The organism is Acutalibacter caecimuris, from assembly GCF_034335085.1.
GTDB lineage: Bacteria > Bacillota > Clostridia > Oscillospirales > Acutalibacteraceae > Acutalibacter > Acutalibacter caecimuris.
The window spans coordinates 124298-146541 of the sequence record NZ_JAWXXJ010000004.1 but is presented as its reverse complement, the minus strand read 5'-3'; the positions used below and the strand labels follow the sequence as shown (position 1 = coordinate 146541).

Here is a 22244-nt window from a genome sequence, read left to right as displayed (position 1 = left end):
GTTTTGAACAGGCTGTGAATTAATGCAGGAATGGGCCTTAAAAAATGCGAGCCGGGCCCGGAAGGGTGCAGACGGCCGCGTCTGGTTTCTTTTATTTTTGGTTGCAAGCGGCGGGCAAAGGGCCTGTTGCTCAACATATTTTCTTTGAGAAAGGACGAATCAACATGAACAAGACAGTGAAGCGCTCTCTCGCTATGCTGCTGGCCATGCTGATGCTGGTTTCCGCTTTTGCGGCCTGCGGCAGCGATTCCGGCAGCAGCGCTCCCAGTTCCAGCGAGAGCAGCAGCAGCGATTCCTCCGTGTCCTCTGAGGACACCAGCTCTGAAGAGGGCGAGGACGCCAGCGAGCCCGAAGAGGGCACTACCGGCGCCTGGACTGCCCCCCAGGAGTTTGACAACGAGAACGACGATTATGACGCGATTTCCGAGTATTTCTACGACTTTAACCTGGGCGAGTTCTATGAGCTGTACCAGGCGGCTACCCAGGAGGTAGACGACATCAACAAGCGCTACGCCCTGGAAGCTTTGGGCGAGGCCAAACTGCTGGCCAGCGGCGTGATGCAGCCCACCACCTCCAACGGCGGCCAGTACGCTTTCGGCCGTATCGCCCCCGGCTCTACCACCACCAACGGGTGGGGCTCTGACAACGAGCGCTACCAGTACGCCATTGTCACCGAGCAGATCATCAAGAGCGAGGACCGGGAGGCCTTGAAGAAACTACTGCTGGAGAAAAAGGGCACCGGCGAGTATGCCGCCGCCGCCAAAGAGTACCTGACCGGCAAGGGCTATACCCTGAAGGACAGCTACAACGTTTCCTTTACCTCCATGCCCTCCACTTGGGACATGATGAACACCAGCCGCGCCGCCGACACCGTGCCGGTGCTGGGTACCATGGACAGCCTGCTGTTCTTTGACGGCGAGAACCGGGAAGTACCCGCCTTGGCAGAGAGCTGGGAGGTTTCTGAGGACGGCCTGACCTGGACCTTCCACATCCGCAAGGGTGTGAAGTGGGTGGACTCTCAGGGCCGTGAGGTTGCCGACGTGATTGCGGACGACTGGGTAGCCGGCTTGCAGCACGTGTGCGACTCCGGTTCCGGCCTGAGCGAGCTGTTCATCGGCGTGCTGGAGAACATCCAGCCCTACCTGACCGGCGAGGACACCGACTTCTCCAAGGTGGGCATTGAGGCCGTGGACGACCACACCCTGGTTTACCACCTGGAGAAGAAGATCCCTTACTTCACCTCCATGCTGCACTATGGTATCTCCCTGCCCCTGAGCCGCAGCTACTACACCTCTCAGGGCGGCAAGTTCGGCGACGAGTATGACACCGAGGCCGAAACCTACCAGTACGGCCTGGACCCCGACCACATTGCTTACTGCGGGCCCTTCCTGATCACCAGCGCGGTGGAGAACAACTCCATCACCTACAAGGCCAACCCCACCTACTGGGATGCGGCCAATGTGACCATCAAGTCCATGCAGCGCCTGTACAACGACAACAGCGACGTAACCAAGGGTTACAACGACCTTCTGGCCGGCACCATTGACCAGCAGGGCATCAACGCCTCTACCGTGGAAACCGCCAAGACCGAGATGGCTGCCGACAAGGCGCCCGGCTGGGGCACGGAAGGCAAGAGCGTGTTTGACGACTTCTCTTATGTGACCTCCAACGGCAGCACTTCCTACATGAACTTTATGAACGTGAACCGTGCTACCTGGAACAATGTGCGCAATGAGACTGAGGTGCTCTCCACCCAGACCGAGGAGGAGGCTACCCGTACCCATATCGCCTTGAACAACACACACTTCCGCCGGGCGCTGGCCATGTCTGTGGACCGTAACACCTGGAACGCCCAGGCCGTAGGCGAAGAGCTGGCTACCCTGAGCCTGCGGAACAGCTACACCCCCGCCACCTTTGTGAGCCTGACCGCTGACACCACCGTGGAGATCAACGGCGAAGAAGTGACCTTCCCCGCCGGCACAGATTACGGCGAGATCATGCAGGCCCAGTTGGATGCGGACGGTGTGAAGATCACCGTTTACAAGCTGGACGAGAGCGCCGAGAACGGCCGCGGCACCGGCGACGGGTTTGACGGCTGGTACAGCGAGGCTAACGCCCAGGAGGAACTGGCCATTGCTATAGAAGAACTGGCCGGCGCCGGCGTTACCGTGGACGAGAGCAATCCCATCCAGGTTGACCTGCCCTTCCTGAGCAGCAACACCATCTACACCAACAAGGCCAACACCTACAAGCAGAGCGTGGAGAAGGCACTGGGCGGCAAGGTTATTGTGAACCTGGTGGAGTGCGTAAACAGCGACGAGTGGTACTATGCCGGCTACTACACCGAGCGCGGCTATGAGTCCAACTACGACCTGTATGACCTCTCCGGTTGGTCCCCTGACTTTATGGACCCCTGCTCCTATATCGACACCTTCCTGCCTGACTACAACGGCTACATGACCAAGTGCATTGGCGTGTACTAATCCCTGGCAGTTTATAAGAACGTACGCTTGCCCCGGCCGGCTGGCTGCGGGAGATGCAATTCCCAGTGGGAATTGGTTTTCATGAAACGTCCCGTTTCATGAATCAAGCCTTGGCAGACAGGGCGGCCCTTTGGCCGGCTGCCTGCCTGGCTGGAAAAGACGCCGGGTGCACCCGGCCGAGCATAGCGGTTCGGCGCGGAGGGATCCTCCCCGCCCCCACTTACTGGAGAATGGGCGATGGGGCTTTATGCCTCATCCCCCATATCTCTATATATCGATATCGGAACCTGTATTCACAGATGCAAACGCTAACAGCGGGCGCGGCAACAGGGCCGAAAGAGTGCCCGCCGCGTTTTCAACTGTGAACGCAGGGCCAAATGAAGTGAAGATGGTACGATGATACTATGAAAAAGTAGATGATAACATTATGACAAAATATTTACTCAAACGGCTTTTGCATGGCCTGTGCTCTATTGTTGTGGTGGTGGCCATTGTTATGGTGCTGATCTACTCTTTGCTGGACAACCAGCTTATTTTTGCGGCTGATACCACCTACACCAAGCAGCAGAACAACGCGAAGGTTGCCTACTCTTACCGCAAGTGGCAGGAGTTTGGCTACCTGACCTATGTGCCCTATGCCCAATATGTGAACCAACTGCTTAAGAACGGGGAGATCGACGAGGCAACGAAGGAAGAGGCCATTTCCATTGGCCGCAAACCGGAGAATGACAGTGAGATCACCGCCAAGTATGTGAAACAGTTTACAGACTATTACGAGAGCCAAGGCTATACCGTTACCCGGCTCAACGCGGTGGTCAGCCGCAAAAAGCTGGCCAGCGGCGGCGCGCCCCAGTTGTTTGCCGCCAAGGATACCCCGCTGATCAACCGCCTGCTGAAGTACTTCTCCAGCATCATCACGATCGATACGGTCCACGCGGTGGACAGTGAGGCGGACATTGGGCCCAGGGGCCTGACCTTTACCACCCATGACCCGGTTTACGGAGGGGACACCTTTGCGCCGGCTGTTATGGGCAACGGTACCAAGCACAAGTACCTGGTCTATTTTAACGACCAGTTCCCCTTTTTGCACCAGAACCTGCTGACCATCACCCTGGGAACCTCCTACTCGGTAAACCAGGGCCGGGACGTGCTGGAAACCATGACCACTACCCAGGGCTCGTATATCTTACGGCCTACGGTGTTCCCCACCGGCCTGCGGGAGGAGAGCGCCGACGACCTGCATACGGCCACCTATATGCCCGGCTCGCGGGCGGAAAACCCGGTGCTGATGGAGCGCTTTGCAGACGACTATACCAATGTCATCACCAAAAAGGGCGGTATGTCCAAAATGGGCTACTCCTTTATTATCGGCATACTGGCAACGGGCCTGGCCTACCTGCTGGGCGTGCCGTTGGGCATCTTTATGGCCAGGCACAAAGAAGGCCTGGTGGACAAGCTTGGCACCTTCTATATCGTGTTTATTATGGCGGTGCCCTCTTTGGCGTATATCTTCCTGTTTAAGGCCATTGGCGGTTCTATCGGCCTGCCGACTACCTTTGACATGAACTCCAACGGCAAGCTGATGTACCTGCTGCCCATTGTGTCCCTGGCGCTGCCCTCGGTGGCCAACCTGATGAAGTGGCTGCGCCGCTATATGGTGGACCAGATGAACTCGGACTATGTGAAGTTTGCCCGTTCGGGGGGCCTTTCGGAAAACGAGATATTCTTTAAGCACATTGCGAAAAACGCCGCGATCCCCATCTTCCACGGCATACCCGGCGCGGTGCTGGGAGCCATGACTGGCGCCATTATCACCGAGCGCGTGTACGTGGTGCCCGGCACCGGCAACCTGCTGACCCAGGCCATCAACGCATATGACAATGCGGTGATTGTGGGCGTGACCCTCTTCTACGCCATTTTGTCAGTGGTGTCCATCATCTTGGGCGACATCCTTATGTCTTTGGTGGACCCGCGGATCTCGTTTACTTCGGACAGCCGCTAAAGGGAGGTATTGTTGATGAATCAGGAAAAAGTAAATTTGAGCGGGTTGGGGGTCTCGGAGGAAGAACTGTTTACCTTTGTGTCCCACAGCGATGTGGAGAGCGAAAAGATCACCGCCCCCCGGTACTCTTACTGGCACTCGGTTATGCGGGTGTTCTTCAGGAAGAGGATCAACCTGGTGGTGCTGGGCCTGCTGGCCGTGATTTTGCTGTTTGCCTACGTGTATCCGTCCTTTATTACCTATGACCGGTACGCCAACCTGACGGACGGCAGTTCCAAGCACCTGATGCCCTTGGCGGCTATGGAAAAGTTTGGGTACAACCTGCACTGGATTCTGGGCGCGGGCGCCTCTGGCGAACCGACCTTTGACACGGTGTGGGTGGGTTCGAAGATCTCCATCTCCCTGGCGCTGACCTGCGCGCTGATCAATATGAGCATCGGCGTGCTGCTGGGGGCGGTATGGGGTTTTTCCAAAAAAGTAGATGTGTTTATGATGGAGTTCTACAATATTGTGGCCAATGTGCCCTATATCCTGCTGATCTCCGTGCTGGTGCTGATTATGTCCGCCAGCTTTTGGACCATGGTGTTTGCCCTGACCATTACGGGCTGGCTGGGCATTGCCTATGCCATCCGCACCCAGGTCATTATCATCCGGGACCGGGAGTACAACTTGGCTTCCCGGTGCTTGGGCACGCCCATCACCCGCATTGCGGTGAAGAACATTTTGCCCTTTATGACTTCGGTTATCATGACCCTGGCGGCCACGGAGATACCCTCTTATATCTCCTACGAGGTGTTCCTCTCCTATATCGGCATTGGCCTTTCGGAAATGTCCCTGGGCAAGCTGATTTACGAGGCGGAGCCTGCCATGCTGACCGTGGGCTGGCGGTTTGAGTTCTGGAGCCCGGTGGTGGTGGCCTCTATCATTGCCGTGGTGCTGTATGTGGTTGGCCAGAACCTGGGCGATGCGTCCGACCCCAGGACACATATGTAAGGGGGGCGCTGTATGGAAAACATGAATCAGGCTGTAAAGGACAAAAAGGATGAAAAGGTGCTGCTTTCCGTAAAGGACCTGGAAGTGAAGTTCCGGGTACGCGGGCGCATCCTTACCGCGATCCGGGGGATATCCCTGGATATTTACGAGAACGAAACCATCGCCATTGTGGGCGAGTCGGGTTCGGGCAAGTCCGTGTTCACCAAGACCTTTGCGGGTATGCTGGACTCTAACGGCTTTATTGATAAGGGCAGCATCCTCTTTAACGATGAGGAACTGGCCGATACCCATGTAAAGCTGCGGGGGACAGCCCGGAACACCATTGCCAATGTGCAGAAAAAGCTGGACGAGTACGCCCGCCTGGAGCCCGGGGCGGAAACCTTTAAGAAGATGAAGGAACTGGAGAGCCAGCGCCGGCTGAAGATGTCTGTAAGCGACCAGGAGCGGAAGACCCATGAGGCCCAGGTCCATGACCTGGAGTTTAAGCGGGCGGAAACCTTTAACCTGCGGCAGACCCTGGACAGCAAGACCGAGAAGGCGCGCATCCGAGAGTTGGGCCGGGAGATCAAGGGGCTGGATACGGAGATCAGGCGGGTAAAGGCGGAGTTTGAAGGCAAGGTAAAGGCCAACTCCGCTGCCGTGAAAAACGACAGCCAGTATAACGCGGCCTATAACAGCGAGATGGCTGCCCTGAAAGCCCAGTATGACAAGGAGATCGCTCCGGAGATCAGCGCCCAAGCCAAAAAGCGCAACGAGATCTTGGCCAAGGAGATCTACCTTTCGGTGGGGCGCTACCCCTTCCATAAGCGGGTGCGGCTGATCCAGCGGCTGCTGAAAGAGCTGAAAAAGGCCATGGAGATGGGGATAGACCCCATGAGCGACCAGATCTTTGACAAGGTGGTGTTCCGGGTGCGCTACCTGGATGAAACTGCGGACACCCTGCACGGCACCTGTACCCTGAACCTGGCCAACGTGAAGTTTGCCGGGGACTGGGGGCAGATCCGGGGCCGGCGCATTGCCACGGTGTTCCAGGACCCCATGACGTCCCTGAACCCCATCATCACCATTGGCAAGCAGATCTCCTCCATTATCATCAAGCACCAGGGCTGCTCGGAGGCCGAGGCCCGCGCCCGTGCGATCCAACTGATGCACAAGGTGGGCATCCCCAACGCGGAGGCCCGGTTTGACGATTACCCCTTCCAGTACTCCGGCGGTATGCGCCAGCGTATTGTAATTGCCATTGCCCTAAGCTGCCAGCCGAAGATCCTGATTTGCGACGAGCCCACCACGGCCCTGGACGTGACCATCCAGGCCCAGATCATCCGGCTGCTGAAGGACCTGCAAAAGGAGTTTGGCTATACCATTGTGTTCATTACCCATGACCTGGGTGTGGTGGCCAATGTGGCTGACCGGGTGGCCGTGCTGTATGCCGGGCAGATTGTGGAACTGGGCGGGGTGGAAGAGGTCTTTTACGACCCCCGGCACCCCTACACCTGGGCGCTGCTTTCCAGCCTGCCCCAGTTGGCCCAGCGGAACACCAAGCTGTACTCCATCACCGGTACGCCGCCCTCGCTGTATAACCAGATTGTGGGCGACCCCTTTGCCCCCCGGAACCCCTATTGCCTGAAACTGGACACCCTGATGGAGCCGCCTATGTTCCCGGTGACGGAAACCCATTTTGCCAAGACCTGGCTGCTGGATCCCCGCGCCCCCAAGATGGAAAAGCCGGAGATGATTCAGGACATTCACGAAAAGCTCATGCGGGCTTTCAATATATAGGAGGGACAGCATATGGCAACCACAACTGTTGAGAGTGGCGCAAAGGTGCGCCGTTTGCCGGCGCATGGGCCCATTGACCCAAAGACCGGCCGGGAGGTGCTGCTGTCCATCCGCAATGTGGACATTACCTTTGGCAAAGGCGACAACGCGGTAAGGGCGGTTAAGAACGCCTCCTTTGACATCTACAAGGGGGAAACATTCTCCCTGGTGGGCGAGTCCGGCTCGGGTAAAACCACCATTGGCCGGGCGGTCATCCGGGTAAACCCCTGTGCTGCCGGGGAGATCCAATATAAGGGCGTACGCATTTCCGGCAAGATACCCCGCTCCCTGGACCGGGAGGTTATCCGCAATGTGCAGATGGTGTTCCAGGACCCGGCGGCATCCCTGAACGAGCGGGCTACCGTGGACTATATTGTATCGGAGGGCCTGTACAATTTCCACCTGTTTGAGAACGAGGCCGACCGGGTGGAGAAGGTTAGGAACATGATCGACGAAGTGGGCCTGCTGCCGGAGCACCTGACCCGCTACCCCCATGAATTCTCCGGCGGCCAGCGCCAGCGTATTGGCCTGGCCCGGGCGATGGTTATGGAGCCGGAACTGGTGGTGGCTGACGAGCCCATCTCCGCTTTGGATGTGTCTATCCGTGCCCAGGTGCTGAACCTGCTGAAGAAGTTCCAGCAGGAGCGGGACGTGACCTACCTGTTCATTGCCCACGACCTGTCCATTGTGCGGTTTATCTCGGACCGCATCGGCGTTATTTATAAGGGGGATATTGTGGAGGTAGCCGAGGCAGAGGAACTGTTCGACTTCCCCATGCACCCTTACACCCGTTCGCTGATTTCCGCCATACCCATCCCGGACCCCCGGTTGGAGAAAAACAAGGTGCTGTTTACCTATGACCCCTCTATCCACGATTACAGCACCGACAAGCCGGAACTGACGGACATTGGCCACAACCACTTTGTGTATGGCAACAAAAAGGAGATAGAGGAGTACCAGGCCATCCGGGAGCGGGGCGTACCGCTGAAAAGCATTACCATCCGTGAACCCGGCGCCACGGAGGAGCATCAGGAGGAGAGCATTGACACCAGCGCGATTTTGAATGCGCCGGTGCATGACACGGGCAATATCCTGTACCTGCTACTGTCTGTCCTGCTGCCGGTTTTGGGTTTGATCGGTGCGGTTTTATTCAAAAAGAATAACTATATCCGCAACTATAAGGCCTGCAAGAAGGGCGCTATCATTGGCTTTATCATTTTTGGCGCGCTGGTTGGCCTGTTGCTGCTACTACTGCTGGTCGCCGCGGTATTCTGATGGGGCGGAATGTAAAAGAACGCCGCCCGATTGGTATGCGGCCAGTGGAAAAGGTGGAGGAAAGCGGGAAACACCTGGGCCTGCGGTTCGTTGCCTTTCTGGTTTGCTTGACGGTGGGGGTTGGCGCATTGGGCTATGGGGTGTACCAGTGGCTGAGTACCGAGCCCGGCTGGGTACGGATAGAGGCCAATACAGGCGACGTCCGCAGTTGTGGCAGCGAGTTTGCCTTTGACTACCTGCTTACCGGGGACGGCTTTGCCAACACCGGCCACCTGCGGGCTGTACGGGCCGCTTATAACCAACTGGCTGTGCGGGCCTACCGGCTGTTCACCACTGCCGAAACAGTGGCCGATGAGGACGACCCTTTGGTGGAGCATAACCTTTGTTACATCAATGCCCACCCCAACGAGGAAGTGGAGATAGACCCGGTGCTGTACCGGGCCCTGGCCCTGGTGGAGGAGTATGACAGCCGGGCCGTGTACCTGGGGCCGTTATACTCGGTATATGGGGATTTGTTCTTCTGCCAGGATGACGGGGAAACAAGGGACTTGGATCCTTTTCAAAGCCCGGAGATGGCGGCCTTTTGCCGGGAGTTGGCGGATTATGCCGCTGACCCTGCCCATATCCGGCTGGATTTGCTGGACGGCAACCGGGTGAAATTGTATGTATCGGAAGAGTACCTGCGCTATGCCAGGGACGAGGGTAGGGATGTATTCCTGGACTTTGGCTGGCTGCGCACGGCCTTTATGGCGGATTACATGGCGGAGTCTTTGGCGTCCCAGGGGCTGGATGCAGGGATGCTTTCCAGCTATGACGGTGTGACCCGCTGTTTGGGCGGGGACATTGGCCAGCAGGTATTCAACCTGTATGATTGGGATGGCCGGCAAGGCATTGTGGCGGCCCAGGCCTCATTCGGCCAGCAGCGGGTCAATGCGGTAAGCCTGCGCACCTTCCCGCTGAACAGCCTGGACAGCCAGCGCTGCTACACCTTTGAAGATGGGGAACTGCGCCACAGCTATATTGACCCCCGTGACGGCCTTTGCCGGGCAGCGGTCGATTCCCTGGCCCTGTATGGTGAGGGGATTGGCTGTGGGGAGTTGGCCCTTCAAGCAGAACCGCTGCTGGTGGCCGACAGCTTAGACCATGCCGCGCTGGCCGCCCTGCCACAGGATACCGGCGCGCTGGCCGTAGACGGGCAAACCGTGCTTTCTACCTGGCAGACGCTGCAAATAGACGGCCTATACGCGGTGGGTACCTTGCAGTATGATTGGAAGTATATAGGAGAGTAAAGAAAGATAGTTAGCAGGCCCCGCCTGGGTAAGTTACCTGGGCGGGGCCTGTTTTGCTTTTTTGTTTTTTGGAGGTCGTGTGGAGGGGAGCTAAGGCCGTGGGGGCGCTGCCCCCACACCCCCGCCACCTTTGAAAAGGTGGACGAAACTTTTATGTGGGTTTTGATTGGGCGTGATTATGGGGAAATGGATTGGATAGACCTTTGTGTGGAAACTGGGTTTGGGGGGGCGTGTTTGGATATAAAAATCCCCCGGCCAGGCTACGGGCGCGTGGCCGGGGGGGACAGGAGGCGGTTGGAAGAATTTGGAGAACCTTCTTTATTCTTTACCGGCGGGGAGGTTCCCGCCACTGGTATCATTGGGGGCGATAACGTACTTATAGAAATTGACGATCATGGTGCAGGAGGCGCCCCGGGTACTGGAACCCTTGGGATCAAAGAAGTTCTCGCCCACACCGTTGACAACGCCCAGGCTGCGCATATGGTAGACAGCGTTTTTAGCCCAACTGCTGATCCTGCCGTCATCCGCAAACTGGTCGCCCATTGCGGTGGTGCTCAGGTCAATGCCCTTATATTTGGCGTAGTTTTCCAACATCACACAAAGCTGCTCCCGGGGGATTATCTGGTTGGGGTTAAACTTGTCCGCCTTGGAAATAATACCTTTTTCCAGGGCCCAGGCTACCGGGCGGTAATAGTAGTTATTGGGGTTGGTCACGTCGGAGAAAACGGGCACGCCGCCCTCAAAGTCATAGCTGTCCATCTTTTCGCCGGAGAAATTGGCCAGCACGGTTACAAACTGGGCCCGTGTGACCTTGCCGTTGGGGTCAAAGGTGTTGTTGCCTGTACCGTTGAAATAGCCTTTTGTCACGGCCTCGTCTACGTGGGGGGCAAACCATTTATCGTAGGTAAAGTCGGTAAAAATGGCCCCATTGCCCATTACGGTGATGGTAGATACCGGCCCAACCACGCCGTCCAGGATAACGGCGGCCTTATAGGTGCAGCTTAGCTGGTAAACGGGGGAAACATACAGGTTGCTTTCCTCAGTGGGGTCGGTGCCGTCTGTGGTGTAGTAAATGTTCTCGGAGGAGCCGCCGGCCTGGATGACAACGCTCTCGCCGTCACAGGAGAAGGCAGGCGCGGTAACGGACAACTCGATATAGGCCTCGGAAATGTAGCCGGTCTGCCCATGGATGGTGGTCACCGGGTACCAGCGGGTGAAGAGCTGCCCGCAGCCCCAGCCGTAATCCTCGTCGCCAATGTGGTCCTGGTCGCCGATCCAGCTATCTACCAGCACCGTTTCACCTTCTACGGCAGGGCCGTCGATGTGCAGGCGGGTACCTTTAGAGAGGGTTGTGACGATGCGGGAGCTGGTGTTCGGCTCTTCCCGCAGGTTGACGGTGGCGGCGGCTTTCGCGTTGTAGGCAAAGTCATTGCTGCCGCTCCAGCCGTTTGTCACCAGCCAGGCCCGTACTTCCTCGGCGGAAACATATTGGGTAGAAACCATGGAACTGTCCACCGGGGCGCGGGAACCGTCGCTCAGTTGGGCAAAGCCGTCCGCGCCAATGGCGTAGCCGTCAATGGTGGTGTTCACGTCATACTCATAGTTGGTGTAATGGACCATACCGCCATCGAACTCGTACCAGCCGTTGCGGGGGTAGAGCACACCGTTGTCAAAAAGATGCCAGGTGGTCCAACTGCGGCGGTAGATGGAGCCCCGCACCATGTTGGTGCCGTAGTCCGAGTTTTCGCAGGACTCCTCGCCGCCTATGTAGATGCCAATATGGCTGTAATCATCGGTAGCGCCGGGCTCCAGGATGGTCAGCGCCAACCCGTGGATACGGGGCAGGCCCTCCTCCATGGTACCGGTGAGGATGCAGTTGCGGGTGGCCTGGGCCGTGGCCCCGCCCATGCAGCCGCCCACGCCCAGGTCGGAGAAATAGGCGTAGATTAGCCCCGCACAGTCGGAAACCCGCACACCGTTTACGGTTTCGCCCTTGCCGCCGTAAGAATATTGCCAGCCTTCGTTATAGGCGTTGATGCCGTGCTGGGCAAGCCCCAGATTGGTGGGGGTACCGGCAGCTTTGGCAGGCAGCCCACCCAAAGGCAGGCAGGCGCAAAAGGCCAGAACGGATAGCAGCAGGCATAGGGCACGGCGGGGGGAACGGGCAGGGAGATGATGCGTATACATAAAGGTACCTCGTGATTTCTTTAGGATAAGGTGGTGCTGCAAAAAGAATGATTACAAAACGGTTACATTTTAGCATAGAATGAAAGATTTTGCAAGCCCCTTTGGGAAAATCAAAAGATTATTCATGAGAAATTCACAATTAGGGGGATATATAGTGGGTGTGCCCCGGAGCGGCACTGCCGGGAGCCCTACAGGCCCTTCCGGGTTTACCATTCTGCCGGCATCGTGCCGCGCCTGCCTGGGTACAAGAAAACCTTACAAAGGGGTCCTTTCCATACCGGCTGTACTTGACATAAGCCTTGTTTTGAGAGATAATATAAGATATATAAAATCCTGAGGAGGGAATCTCATGTCTTGCTTGCCCAAATTCTGTCAAAAAATCACCGCGGCCCTATTGGCCGTGATGCTCACTGCCGTCCTGGTCGTGGTCCCGGCCGGCGCTGCCCCTGTCCAAGAGGCGCCGGCTACTGCGGGCCCGGTATCGTCTGAAACCCCGCAGGCCCCGGAGGAAACGGGCACAGAAGGCGAAGTCGCTGTCCTGGAGGCCCGGTTGGGCGACGGTTTGGGCGAGCTGGGCCCGGTGGCTTTCAGCAGCCCGGCCAACGCCTCTATTTCCGGCTCCATGTACGGCCGGCTTACCACCCGGCAGAAGGAGTGCTACAACGCCCTGCAGGCCGTTACGCTGGAGCAGATCGAGGCGTCGGCCGGCCGGAAGGTAGAGGTGGACATCCGCAGCATGATCGGCATCAAGCTGCAAGGCCGGCTTTCCGGGGGGAATTTCCAGCCCACCGGTACCTCCCTGGCCACCTATAACACCCTGCAAAACGACTTGCAGGTGGCCATTGTCGCCCTGAGTTATGACCGCCCCGATATGCTTTGGCTGGACGGGCAGATGTACAGCGGCTTTACCCTAAAGACCTATACGGACGTTTATACCGGCGTGGGCGATGGCACCATCCAGACGGTGTATTACCAGTTCCCCAGCGTTTACAACTACAATGAACGGACCTACCGCACCCGGATGCTGGCTGCCGCCAAAGAGATCGCCCAAGAGGCCCGGCAGCAGCCGGATACCTACAGCCAGGTAAAGGCTGTCCATGATATTATCGCTGCCCAGTGCGAGTACGAGCACAGCCCGGCTAACTCCATTGCCGAAACCATGAGCCACTGCGCGTACAGCGCGTTGATCGGCGGGGACGCCTTTGAGCCCGTATGCGACGGCTACTCCAAGGCCATGAAGATGGTGCTGGATGAACTGGACATCCCCTGTGTGTTGGTAAGCAGCACCTACACGGACGCCTCCGGCTACCTTACCGGCCATATGTGGAACAACGTAAAAATGGATGACGGCTGCTGGTACAACCTGGACCTTACCTGGGACGACGGTGGTACCCAGGCTGACTATGACTACTTTTTGGTAGGCACAGACTCCCGCGCAGGGGGGATTATGTTTAAAGACCAGCAGGCCCACCGGGAAGCAGACCCCTTTGCGGATGTAGGCCTGACCCTGGCCGGCGCCAAATACCCCAAAAAGATGGCCACGGACTACCAGTACCTGGGCCATGACTGGCCGCCTACCCGCTATACCGATGTGCCCAGGGACGCCTGGTACTATAGCCTGGTAGAACGGGTGTCTGAACTGGGCTATTTCCAGGGGGACGGGGGTAAATTCAACCCCAATACGTCCATGAGCCGGGCAGAGTTCGCAGTGGTCATGGCCAATATTTACAAGGTTGACCTGGAAGATTACGCCGGCAAAAAAAGCTTTGACGATGTAGGGACCAAAGCCTGGTACCATAAGGCGGCTGCCTGGGCGAAGGAATCCGGGCTGATGCGGGGCGAGATGCAGAACGGCAAGCTGGTATTCCGGCCTAACGACAGAATTTCACGGCAGGAGATGTGCGTGGTGCTGTACCAGGCCCTGGGGCTGCATTACGGCGGCAATGGCATTACCTTTAAGGATGACAGCAAGATCAGCGGTTGGGCCAAAGAGAAGGTATACGCCTGCCAGGAGGCCGGGCTGCTGCGGGGCGACGAGAAGGGGAACTTTAACCCCCTGAACAGTACCAAGCGCAGCGAGGCGGCGTCGGTGTTCTCGGCCTATGCGGACTATGTGGGCCAATAAGCCGTTGCGCCCGTGAACGTAAACAGAAAGGATGAACCCAATGAAGGACATATTTACCAAAGCCTATGAGCCCCAGGAGGTGGAACAGGGCATTTACGACTTTTGGCGCCAGGGCGGCTATTTCCACGCGGAGGTGGACCCGGCCAAAACCCCGTATACCATTATGATGCCCCCACCCAATGTTACCGACCAGCTTCATGTGGGCCATGCCATGACCATGACCACCCAGGACGTGCTGATCCGCTGGAAGAGGATGCAGGGCTACAGCGCCCTGTGGCTGCCGGGTACGGATCACGCAGCACTGGCTACGGAAGTGAAGATTGTGGAGGCCCTGGCCAAGGAGGGCCTCTCGAAAGAAAGCATGGGCCGGGAGAAGTATATGGAGCGGGCCTGGCAGTGGAACGAGAAGTACGGCGGCCGTATCACCGAGCAGCTAAAACTGTTGGGCTCCTCCGCCGACTGGGAGCGCCAGCGCTTTACCCTGGATGAGGGATGCAGCCGGGCCGTGCGCCATGTGTTCGTCAAGCTGTATGAAAAGGGGCTGATCTACCGGGGGGAGCGGATGATCAACTGGTGCCCCCACTGTAAGACCGCCCTTTCTGACGCGGAGGTGGAGTTTGAGGAGAAGGACGGTTCCTTCTGGCACCTGCGCTACCCCCTGGCGGACGGGTCGGGCGACATCCAACTGGCAACCACCCGCCCGGAAACCATGCTGGGCGATACCGCGGTGGCTGTCCACCCGGAGGATGGGCGCTATAAGCATCTGGTGGGCAAAAATGTGATTTTGCCCCTGGTGGGCAAGGAGATACCCATTGTGGCCGACGAGTATGTGGAGATGGACTTTGGTACCGGCGTGGTGAAGATCACCCCTGCCCACGACCCCAACGACCTGGCGGTCGGCCAGCGCCACGGGCTGCCGATCCTCACGGTGATGGACGAGAACGGCGTCATCAACGAAAACGGCGGCAAATACCAGGGCCTGCCCGTCCAGGAGGCCCGCAAGCAGATTGTCAAAGACCTGGAGGAGGGGGGCTACCTGCTGAAGGTGGAGCCTATCCACCACAATGTAGGTACCTGCCACCGCTGCCACACCACAGTAGAGCCCAGGGTGTCTACCCAGTGGTTTGTAAAGATGGATTCCATGGCCAAGCCCGCCATTGCGGCCGTACGGGAGAAGAAGGTGAAGATCATCCCTGAGCGCATGGAAAAGGTCTATTATAACTGGATGGAGAACATCAAGGACTGGTGCATTTCCCGGCAGATCTGGTGGGGACACCGGATTCCGGCCTGGTACTGCGATGATTGCGGGGAAACCTTTGTCAGCGAAGAGGAATTGGCCGTGTGCCCCCGGTGCGGCAAACCCCTGCACCAGGATGAGGACACCCTGGACACCTGGTTCTCCTCGGCGCTGTGGCCCTTCTCTACCCTGGGCTGGCCGGATAAGACCGAGGACCTGTCCTACTTCTACCCCACCAACACCCTGGTAACCGCCTATGACATCATTTTCTTCTGGGTGGCCCGGATGATCTTCTCCGGCATTGAGCAGATGGGGGAGCCCCCCTTTGGCACCGTGCTGTTCCACGGCCTGGTGCGGGACGCCCAGGGGCGGAAGATGTCCAAGTCCCTGGGGAACGGTATTGACCCGGTGGAAGTTATCGACAAATATGGCGCCGACGCCCTGCGCCTGACCATCATCACCGGCACCAGCCCCGGCAACGATACCCGTTACTCGGACGAAAAGGTGGCTGCCAGCCGGAACTTCGCCAACAAGATCTGGAACGCCACCCGCTTTATCCTGATGAACCTGGAGGGCAAAGAGGTTCCCTGCTGCCTGCCTGCCAGCCTGAACCTGGAGGACCGCTGGATTATAGACAGGTTCAACCGGGTAGCCAGGGAGGTTACGGAAAACCTGGATAAGTTCGAGTTGGGCGTGGCGGTTTCCAAGGTGTATGACTTCATCTGGAGCGACTTCTGCGACTGGTATATTGAGCTGTGCAAGCTGCGGCTGAACCAGGGGGACGAGGCGGCCCAGGTTGCCCGCCAGGTACTGGTGTGGGTGATGGGCGGCGCCATGAAACTGCTGCACCCCTTTATGCCTTTCATCACCGAGGAGATTTGGCAGACCCTGCCCCACGAGGGCCCGGCGCTGATCACCGCCCCCTGGCCGGTATATGACGAGGCGCTGGAATTCCCCAAGGAGAGCGCGGAGATGGAGCGGGTGATGGAACTGATCACCGCTATACGCACCCGCCGGGGGGAGATGAACGTGCCGCCCTCCCGCAAGGCCCACCTGTATATTGAAACCGGCAGCCCGGCCGCCTATATAGCAGAGAAAGAGGCCATTCGGAAACTGGCTTTCTGCGATGAGGTGGAAACGGCAGATTCCATCCAGGCCCCGCCGGGCGCCGTAACGATGGTGACAAACGGGGCCAGGTCCTATCTGCCGCTGGAGGATCTGATCGACAAAGACGCGGAGATCAAGCGGCTGGACAAAGAACTGAATGCCCTGCTGGAGCAGTTGGGCAGGGTAGAGGCCAAGCTGAAAAACGACAGCTTTATGAGCAAGGCACCGGCCAACGTAATTGAGGGCGTGCGGGCCAACGGCGACAAGTTGCGGGCAAAGTCCGCCCATATACAGGAATCCCTGCGGCAGCTTAAGGGCGAGGAATAATGCCCCTGCCGCCCACCGGCAGAAACAGAAAAGGAGGCCCCCTATGGCAATCATCCAATGTAATTTCTTCTCCAAATCCCTGATGCGCACCGTGCCTATCCAGGTGGTGCTGCCCACAGACAAGATGGTATTCCCCGGCCAATCCCAGCCGGAGGAAAAGCCCTTTAAGACCCTGTACCTGCTCCACGGCATTTTTGGCAACTATACCGATTGGGTCAGCGGTACCCGGCTACAGGCCTGGGCCCAGGACCGGGATCTGGCCGTGGTGATGCCCAGCGGCGACAACAGCTTTTACGTGGACAACCGCAAAACCAGCGCCCTGTACGGGTCCTTTATCGCGAAGGACCTGGTAGAGTTTACCCGGCGCAGTTTCCCCCTGTCCCGTAAGCGGGAGGACACCTTCATCGGCGGGCTCTCTATGGGCGGCTTTGGGGCCATTGTAAACGGCTTACAGCACCCGGAAACCTTTGGCCGTGTGGTGGGGCTCTCCGCGGCGCTGATTTTGGACAGCGCCCGGCTGAACGCCGCATATACCGACAACCTGATGACCAACCGGGGCTATTATGAATCTGTGTTCGGCGACCTGGACAAGGTGCTGGGGGGCGAAAACGACTACACCGCCCTGGCGGAGCGGGTGGCCGGCCGGGCGGACGCCCCCCGTTTCTACCTGGCTTGCGGCACAGAGGATGGGCTGATCGCCCCCAACCGGGTGTTTAAGGATAAGCTGCAATCTTTGGGTTACGATGTGACCTGGGTAGAGGGTCCGGGCGTCCATGACTGGAAGTTCTGGGACGAGTATATCCTGAAAGCAATGGAATGGCTGCCATTGGGCGCCGCCGTTGCAGGCGTCAGCTCCGGCCACGTGTCAGAGTAAGCCGCCCCACAGACCACAATACGTATACAAAAGGAGAACCTATGAGAGACGAAACCAAATGCCTGCACGCCGGCTATAAGCCCGGCAACGGCCAGCCGCGGGTGCTGCCTATTGTACAAAGCACCACCTATGTGTATGACTCTGCCCAAGAGGTAGCCGCTATTTTTGACGACCCCACCCGTGGGTTGTGCTACTCCCGGTTTGGCAACCCCACCGTTATGGCGGTAGAGGAGAAGATTGCGGATCTGGAGGGGGGTGTAGGGGCCATGTGCACCACCTCCGGCCAGGCGGCCAGCCTGCTGTCTATCCTCAATATCTGTTCGGCCGGGGACAGCATCGTCAGCCTGCCCACCATCTATGGGGGGACGATCAACCTGTTTAGCTTTACCCTGAAAAAGCTGGGTATCGAGTGCATTTATGTAGACAGCAACAGCAGCGACGAGGAGATCAAGGCGGCGTTTAAGCCGAACACCAAGCTGGTCTTTGGGGAAACCATTGCCAACCCGGCCCTGAAGGTGCTGGATATTGAGCGCTTTGCCAATATTGCCCACGAGATGGGCGTCCCCCTGATTGTGGACAACACCTTTGCCACCCCGGTGCTTTGCAAGCCCTTCCAATTCGGCGCGGATATTGTCATACACTCCACCACCAAGTACATGGACGGCCACGCCGTGCAGGTGGGCGGGGTGATTGTGGACAGCGGCAAGTTTGACTGGTCGAACGGCAAGTTCCCGGAGTTGACGGAGCCGGATGAGTCCTACCACGGCATCTCCTATACCAAACAGTATGGGAACCTGGCCTATATCATCAAGGCCCGTATGCAGCTTATGCGGGATTTTGGCGTGTACCCGGCGGCCCACTCGGCCTTTTTGCTGAACCTGGGCCTGGAAACCCTGCCCGTGCGCATGAAACAGTACTGCGAGAACGCCCTTACGGTGGCGAAGTTCCTGGAGGGCCATCCCGCTGTAGAGAGCGTCATCTACCCCGGTTTAGAATCCAGCCCGGACTATGCGCTGGCCCAAAAGTACCTGCAAGGGTGTAGCGGGGTGATCTCCTTCATCATCAAAGGGGGCAGGCCTGCTGCCGCGAAGTTTATGGACGGGCTTACCCTGGCCAGCAATGAGGTGCACGTGGCGGATATCCGCACCTGCGTGCTGCACCCGGCCAGCGAAACCCACCGGCAGCTTACAGACCAGCAGTTGGCCGCCGCTGGCATTGACGGCGGCATGATCCGGTTCTCGGTCGGCCTGGAAAATGTGGAGGATATTTTGGAGGACGTAAGCCGCGCCCTGGCCGGGGCCGGAGCATAGCGGGGCCTGGCAGCCGGTACATTTAAGTTGTACAAAAAACAGGGCCGGAAGAGATTCCCTCTTCCGGCCCTGCTGTGTGCTGCCTTAGAACGGCGCATCATCGGGGTCCTCGTCCTGGGGGGCCTCCTGGGCGGGCTGCTCCTCCGGCTGGGGCTCTACCACCAGTTTGGCGCCGCAGCCGCTACAGAAAGCGTCCACATTGTTGCAGAGCTTGCCGCATACGGGGCAGGCCAGCTTGTTGGTCTTGTCATTCAGCTCTTTGGCAATCGCTGTAGCCTGGGCCTTCAACTCGTCGATCTCAGTCATCTTGCCCACGGCCTCCGGGTCAATGGCCAGGGCCTGGCGGCAGTTGTCGTAAACATACTGGCCCAGTATTTCGTAGCGCTTGGTGATCTCAGCGTTCACCTCCGCCGCGCCAATGCGCAGCTTGGAAACATCCACCAGTTGGCCGGCTTTGCGGCCTACAGCCTCTGCTGCGGATTTAGCGTTTATGACCACGTCATCAAAAATGCCCATGATATTGTCCTCCTTTAGTGTGGTATGGGGGAGCGCTGCCCCTCCGGATGCTCTTATTATACCAAGCCTGGCCGGGAAAGTAAAGCGCATTTCCCTTTCGAAAAAATTAAAAGTTTATTACGGAGGAGAGGGAATAGAGGGGTGCCCCCATGGGTTTGCCGGCGCTTAGCCCAAGAACTCACGCAGCATGGAATTGCCGGGCACCAGGCCTTTGTCCACGGGCTCAAAGCGCATCAGGCGGGATTCCAGGTCCCTGGCCTTGCTGTAGTGCAGGCTGTCCATGGCAATGGCCCGCAGCAGAGGGATGGCCACGGTGCGCAGTACGCAGGGCTCATAGATGTGGATGGAGTTTACCGTATAGTCGGCATTCATGCGGTAGGGGCGGATATAGCGGTTTTCCCCGGCCACCACCTGGGGCCACATGGCCAGGGTGTTCTCTGCGGTAGAGTCCCGGAACTGGATATCCCGCACAATGCGCCGCACCAGCCGCAGGTCCCAGGGGGAGATGACCTCGCCGTTGACGTCCTTGATCTGCTGCTTGACGCTGACGTACAGCTTGACGCAGACTTCCTCCGGCAAATCTTTGGTAAACACCGGGTTCAGCCCGTGGATACCCTCTACAATGGCCACATCGCCGGGGGCCAGGGCGTAGGTTTGATCCGGGCCGTCTGGCCGGCCCAGGGCAAAGCTGTACCGGGGCACCGAGAACTGCCCGGTGCTGGCCACCAGCTTTAGGGTTTCCTGAATGCGGGCCACGTCCAGCGCAGAAACGGTTTCGTAGTCCGGCGAGCCGTCCGGCAGGCGGGGGGCCAGATCCCGGCCCAGGTAGAAGTCATCCAGGGAGATAATGACAGCCCGCACGCCGAAGTCCCCCAGATAGTCCCGCAGCAGGTGGGCCGTGGTGGTCTTGCCGCTGCTGCTGGGGCCCGAAAGCATCACAATGCGCACCGGCACCCGGCGCTCGGTAATATTGCGGGCGATATTCCGCAGGTGTTCCCGGTAAGAGCCCTCCACCTCGCCGATCATCCGGGCGGGGTTGGCAATGGCCGCGTCGTTGATCTGCTCCAGATGGTTGATGTACTTGATATAGCCGCTGGCAAAATTACTCATGATCGTTTAGGAGCGCGGCAAGCGCGGCTCCCATACCGTCCTTTCTCTCTAAAATTTCCCGGTGGCGGGAGATATACTCAAAGGGGTACTTGAAGTTGAACACCCGGGTCAGGTCCTCCGACCAGGGGCTTTTCAGCTTGGTGACGCCCCCGGCCCCGCAGGCGATCACCATGCCGCTTTCATCCATTGTATATACATTGTACCGGCAAACACTATGGGGCAAGGCCCAGCCGGTATTCTCCAGGTTGCCGGCCATGCGGGTTTGGCGGTACAGGTAGTAGGGCACAAAGCCTGCCTGGGTCAGCCGGGCAATGGAGTGGTCCACCATAGCGGCGGCCTCCCCGGCCTGTTTGTGGGAACTGAGATCCCCGTCCTCCGTTACCAGGGAGGAACTGCGTTTCAGGGCCAGGCTGTGCACCGTAACATTGGTGGCGCCCAGTGCCAGCACCCGTTCCAGGCTGTAGGTAAACCCTGCCAGGCCGTCACCGGGCAGGCCCACGATCAGGTCGGCGTTAATGTCCCGGAACCCGGCGGCGCGGGCCAGAGAAAAGGCCCGTTCTGTTTCCGCCACCGTATGCCTGCGGCCGATGTTTTCCAGTACCTGATCGGACATGGCCTGGGGGTTCACACTGACCCGGCTGACGCCGTGCTGTTTCAGTGCGGCCAACTTTTCGGCGGTGATGGTATCGGGCCTGCCTGCCTCTACCGTAAATTCCGTACAGCGGGAGAGGTCGAACAGCCCGGTGATCTTCCCGCACAGGGCGCTTAGCTGCCCGGCGTCCAGGGTGGTGGGTGTCCCCCCGCCGATATAGACCGAAACCGGCCGCATCCCCAGCCCGGCGGTAATGCCGGCCACCCGCTCCAGTTCCAGGTGCAGGTGTTCCAGATAGGGCTCTACCAGCTTGGCGGCGTTGGCCATATCCTGGGAGATAAAGGAGCAGTAGGCGCAGCGGGTGGGGCAGAAAGGAATGCCTACGTATAGGCTGAAGTCCCTGGGGCCCAACATTTCTACGGATTCCCCCTGGGCGGCCAGTACACGCCCGGCCAGTTCTGCCCGGGCAGGGCTTACGTGCCACTTCTCCCGGAACGACCGAAACCCCTCCTCCGGCCCTTGCTGGGCCATATGTTGGCGCAAAAGCTTTACCGGGTGTACCCCGGTCAACATCCCCCAGGCAGGCCGCAGCCCGGATACCTCCGCCAAAACCTGATACAGCAGGTCTGTCACCGGGTACTCCAGCAGTTGGGGCATAGGGCTTTGCCGCTCCAAGGCCGGGCTGCCGTTGCTGACCCGCACGGTGCACAGCCAGCCCCCGCCTTCGGGGTGCACAAGAACCTCGGCCCAGGGTTCACCTTCTGCAGGTGCCTCCGGGGTTTCCGGTACCCGGACAGGGCTGTAGGGGAAGAACAGGCGGCACAGGTTTTCGCACTCGTAGCGAAAGCTGTGCCCGGAAAGACGCAGCAGCATAAGGGTTCTCCTTTTCACGCCCAGAGCAGGGCAAGGTATGGAATAAAGTTATAGGGGCCTAGAGCCTGTTTTATAACTCCGAAACGCCGTCTATTTTGCCACACAACGGTGCTTTCTGCGTCAAAA

General features: G+C 58.5%; 14 protein-coding genes. 10 read left to right on the top strand and 4 right to left on the bottom strand.

What is annotated here, in order from left to right; all coding sequences use genetic code 11:
- Positions 1 to 164 precede the first annotated feature (164 nt).
- The 6 genes from U8U01_RS04040 to U8U01_RS04015 all read left to right on the top strand — a co-directional run bounded on the left by U8U01_RS04040 (position 165) and on the right by U8U01_RS04015 (position 9860).
- Positions 165 to 2483, top strand: coding sequence for an ABC transporter substrate-binding protein (locus U8U01_RS04040; RefSeq protein ID WP_322170704.1), 2319 nt, complete (start codon positions 165 to 167; stop codon positions 2481 to 2483).
- A 427-nt stretch (positions 2484 to 2910) separates the two neighbouring features.
- Positions 2911 to 4485 carry an ABC transporter permease gene (locus tag U8U01_RS04035; protein ID WP_322170702.1) on the top strand — a complete coding sequence of 525 codons (1575 nt, stop codon included), beginning with the start codon at positions 2911 to 2913 and terminating at the stop codon, positions 4483 to 4485.
- Between the two features lie 15 nt (positions 4486 to 4500).
- On the top strand, positions 4501 to 5478 hold the full coding sequence (locus U8U01_RS04030; protein WP_322170699.1) for an ABC transporter permease: 978 nt from the start codon (positions 4501 to 4503) through the stop codon (positions 5476 to 5478).
- Positions 5479 to 5490: 12 nt separating this feature from the next.
- The gene (locus tag U8U01_RS04025; RefSeq protein WP_322170697.1) at positions 5491 to 7257 is read left to right on the top strand and encodes an oligopeptide/dipeptide ABC transporter ATP-binding protein; all 1767 of its coding nucleotides are present in this window, start codon (positions 5491 to 5493) and stop codon (positions 7255 to 7257) included.
- 12 nt (positions 7258 to 7269) lie between these two features.
- Entirely contained in the window at positions 7270 to 8571 is a 1302-nt protein-coding gene (locus U8U01_RS04020; RefSeq protein WP_322170694.1) for an ATP-binding cassette domain-containing protein, read from the top strand.
- Between the two features lie 35 nt (positions 8572 to 8606).
- Positions 8607 to 9860 carry a hypothetical protein gene (locus tag U8U01_RS04015; RefSeq protein WP_322170691.1) on the top strand — a complete coding sequence of 418 codons (1254 nt, stop codon included), beginning with the start codon at positions 8607 to 8609 and terminating at the stop codon, positions 9858 to 9860.
- A 318-nt stretch (positions 9861 to 10178) separates the two neighbouring features.
- Here the strand turns inward: U8U01_RS04015 and U8U01_RS04010 are convergent, their stop codons facing one another.
- The gene (locus U8U01_RS04010; RefSeq protein WP_322170688.1) at positions 10179 to 12047 is read right to left on the bottom strand and encodes an S-layer homology domain-containing protein; all 1869 of its coding nucleotides are present in this window, start codon (positions 12045 to 12047) and stop codon (positions 10179 to 10181) included.
- A gap of 349 nt (positions 12048 to 12396) precedes the next feature.
- Between U8U01_RS04010 and U8U01_RS04005 the strand changes: the two genes are divergently transcribed.
- From U8U01_RS04005 to U8U01_RS03990, 4 genes are read left to right on the top strand one after another with little or no spacing between them, the layout of a single operon-like run.
- Positions 12397 to 14172: an S-layer homology domain-containing protein gene (locus U8U01_RS04005; protein ID WP_322170686.1), complete on the top strand. Its 1776-nt coding sequence runs from the start codon at positions 12397 to 12399 to the stop codon at positions 14170 to 14172.
- Between the two features lie 40 nt (positions 14173 to 14212).
- Positions 14213 to 16843, top strand: a complete 2631-nt coding sequence (locus tag U8U01_RS04000) for a valine--tRNA ligase (protein WP_322170683.1) — start codon at positions 14213 to 14215, stop codon at positions 16841 to 16843.
- Between the two features lie 43 nt (positions 16844 to 16886).
- Positions 16887 to 17717 (top strand): alpha/beta hydrolase, encoded by an 831-nt coding sequence (locus U8U01_RS03995; protein WP_322170680.1) that lies wholly within the window; start codon positions 16887 to 16889, stop codon positions 17715 to 17717.
- A gap of 41 nt (positions 17718 to 17758) precedes the next feature.
- Positions 17759 to 19027, top strand: a complete 1269-nt coding sequence (locus U8U01_RS03990) for an O-acetylhomoserine aminocarboxypropyltransferase/cysteine synthase family protein (protein ID WP_322170677.1) — start codon at positions 17759 to 17761, stop codon at positions 19025 to 19027.
- Between the two features lie 84 nt (positions 19028 to 19111).
- Here U8U01_RS03990 and U8U01_RS03985 read toward each other — a convergent pair whose 3' ends face one another.
- From U8U01_RS03985 to hemZ, 3 genes are all read right to left on the bottom strand, one after another.
- A complete protein-coding gene (locus tag U8U01_RS03985) occupies positions 19112 to 19543 on the bottom strand; it encodes a hypothetical protein (protein ID WP_322170674.1) in 432 nt (143 codons plus the stop codon).
- Positions 19544 to 19708: 165 nt separating this feature from the next.
- Positions 19709 to 20653 (bottom strand): uridine kinase family protein, encoded by a 945-nt coding sequence (locus U8U01_RS03980; RefSeq protein WP_322170671.1) that lies wholly within the window; start codon positions 20651 to 20653, stop codon positions 19709 to 19711.
- The gene (hemZ, locus tag U8U01_RS03975; RefSeq protein ID WP_322170668.1) at positions 20646 to 22118 is read right to left on the bottom strand and encodes a coproporphyrinogen dehydrogenase HemZ; all 1473 of its coding nucleotides are present in this window, start codon (positions 22116 to 22118) and stop codon (positions 20646 to 20648) included. The genes U8U01_RS03980 and hemZ overlap by 8 nt, the downstream gene beginning before the upstream one ends.
- Positions 22119 to 22244 lie beyond the last annotated feature (126 nt).

Bases quoted from the DNA above. Each gene is read 5' to 3' on its own strand.
- U8U01_RS04030 (WP_322170699.1), top strand. From the start codon at position 4,501: ATGAATCAGGAAAAAGTAAATTTGAGCGGGTTGGGGGTCTCGGAGGAA.
- U8U01_RS04015 (WP_322170691.1), top strand. From the start codon at position 8,607: ATGCGGCCAGTGGAAAAGGTGGAGGAAAGCGGGAAACACCTGGGCCTG.
- U8U01_RS04025 (WP_322170697.1), top strand. From the start codon at position 5,491: ATGGAAAACATGAATCAGGCTGTAAAGGACAAAAAGGATGAAAAGGTG.
- hemZ (WP_322170668.1), bottom strand. From the start codon at position 22,118: ATGCTGCTGCGTCTTTCCGGGCACAGCTTTCGCTACGAGTGCGAAAAC.
- U8U01_RS04000 (WP_322170683.1), top strand. From the start codon at position 14,213: ATGAAGGACATATTTACCAAAGCCTATGAGCCCCAGGAGGTGGAACAG.
- U8U01_RS03995 (WP_322170680.1), top strand. From the start codon at position 16,887: ATGGCAATCATCCAATGTAATTTCTTCTCCAAATCCCTGATGCGCACC.
- U8U01_RS03990 (WP_322170677.1), top strand. From the start codon at position 17,759: ATGAGAGACGAAACCAAATGCCTGCACGCCGGCTATAAGCCCGGCAAC.
- U8U01_RS04040 (WP_322170704.1), top strand. From the start codon at position 165: ATGAACAAGACAGTGAAGCGCTCTCTCGCTATGCTGCTGGCCATGCTG.
- U8U01_RS04010 (WP_322170688.1), bottom strand. From the start codon at position 12,047: ATGTATACGCATCATCTCCCTGCCCGTTCCCCCCGCCGTGCCCTATGC.
- U8U01_RS03980 (WP_322170671.1), bottom strand. From the start codon at position 20,653: ATGAGTAATTTTGCCAGCGGCTATATCAAGTACATCAACCATCTGGAG.
- U8U01_RS04020 (WP_322170694.1), top strand. From the start codon at position 7,270: ATGGCAACCACAACTGTTGAGAGTGGCGCAAAGGTGCGCCGTTTGCCG.
- U8U01_RS04035 (WP_322170702.1), top strand. From the start codon at position 2,911: ATGACAAAATATTTACTCAAACGGCTTTTGCATGGCCTGTGCTCTATT.
- U8U01_RS03985 (WP_322170674.1), bottom strand. From the start codon at position 19,543: ATGGGCATTTTTGATGACGTGGTCATAAACGCTAAATCCGCAGCAGAG.
- U8U01_RS04005 (WP_322170686.1), top strand. From the start codon at position 12,397: ATGTCTTGCTTGCCCAAATTCTGTCAAAAAATCACCGCGGCCCTATTG.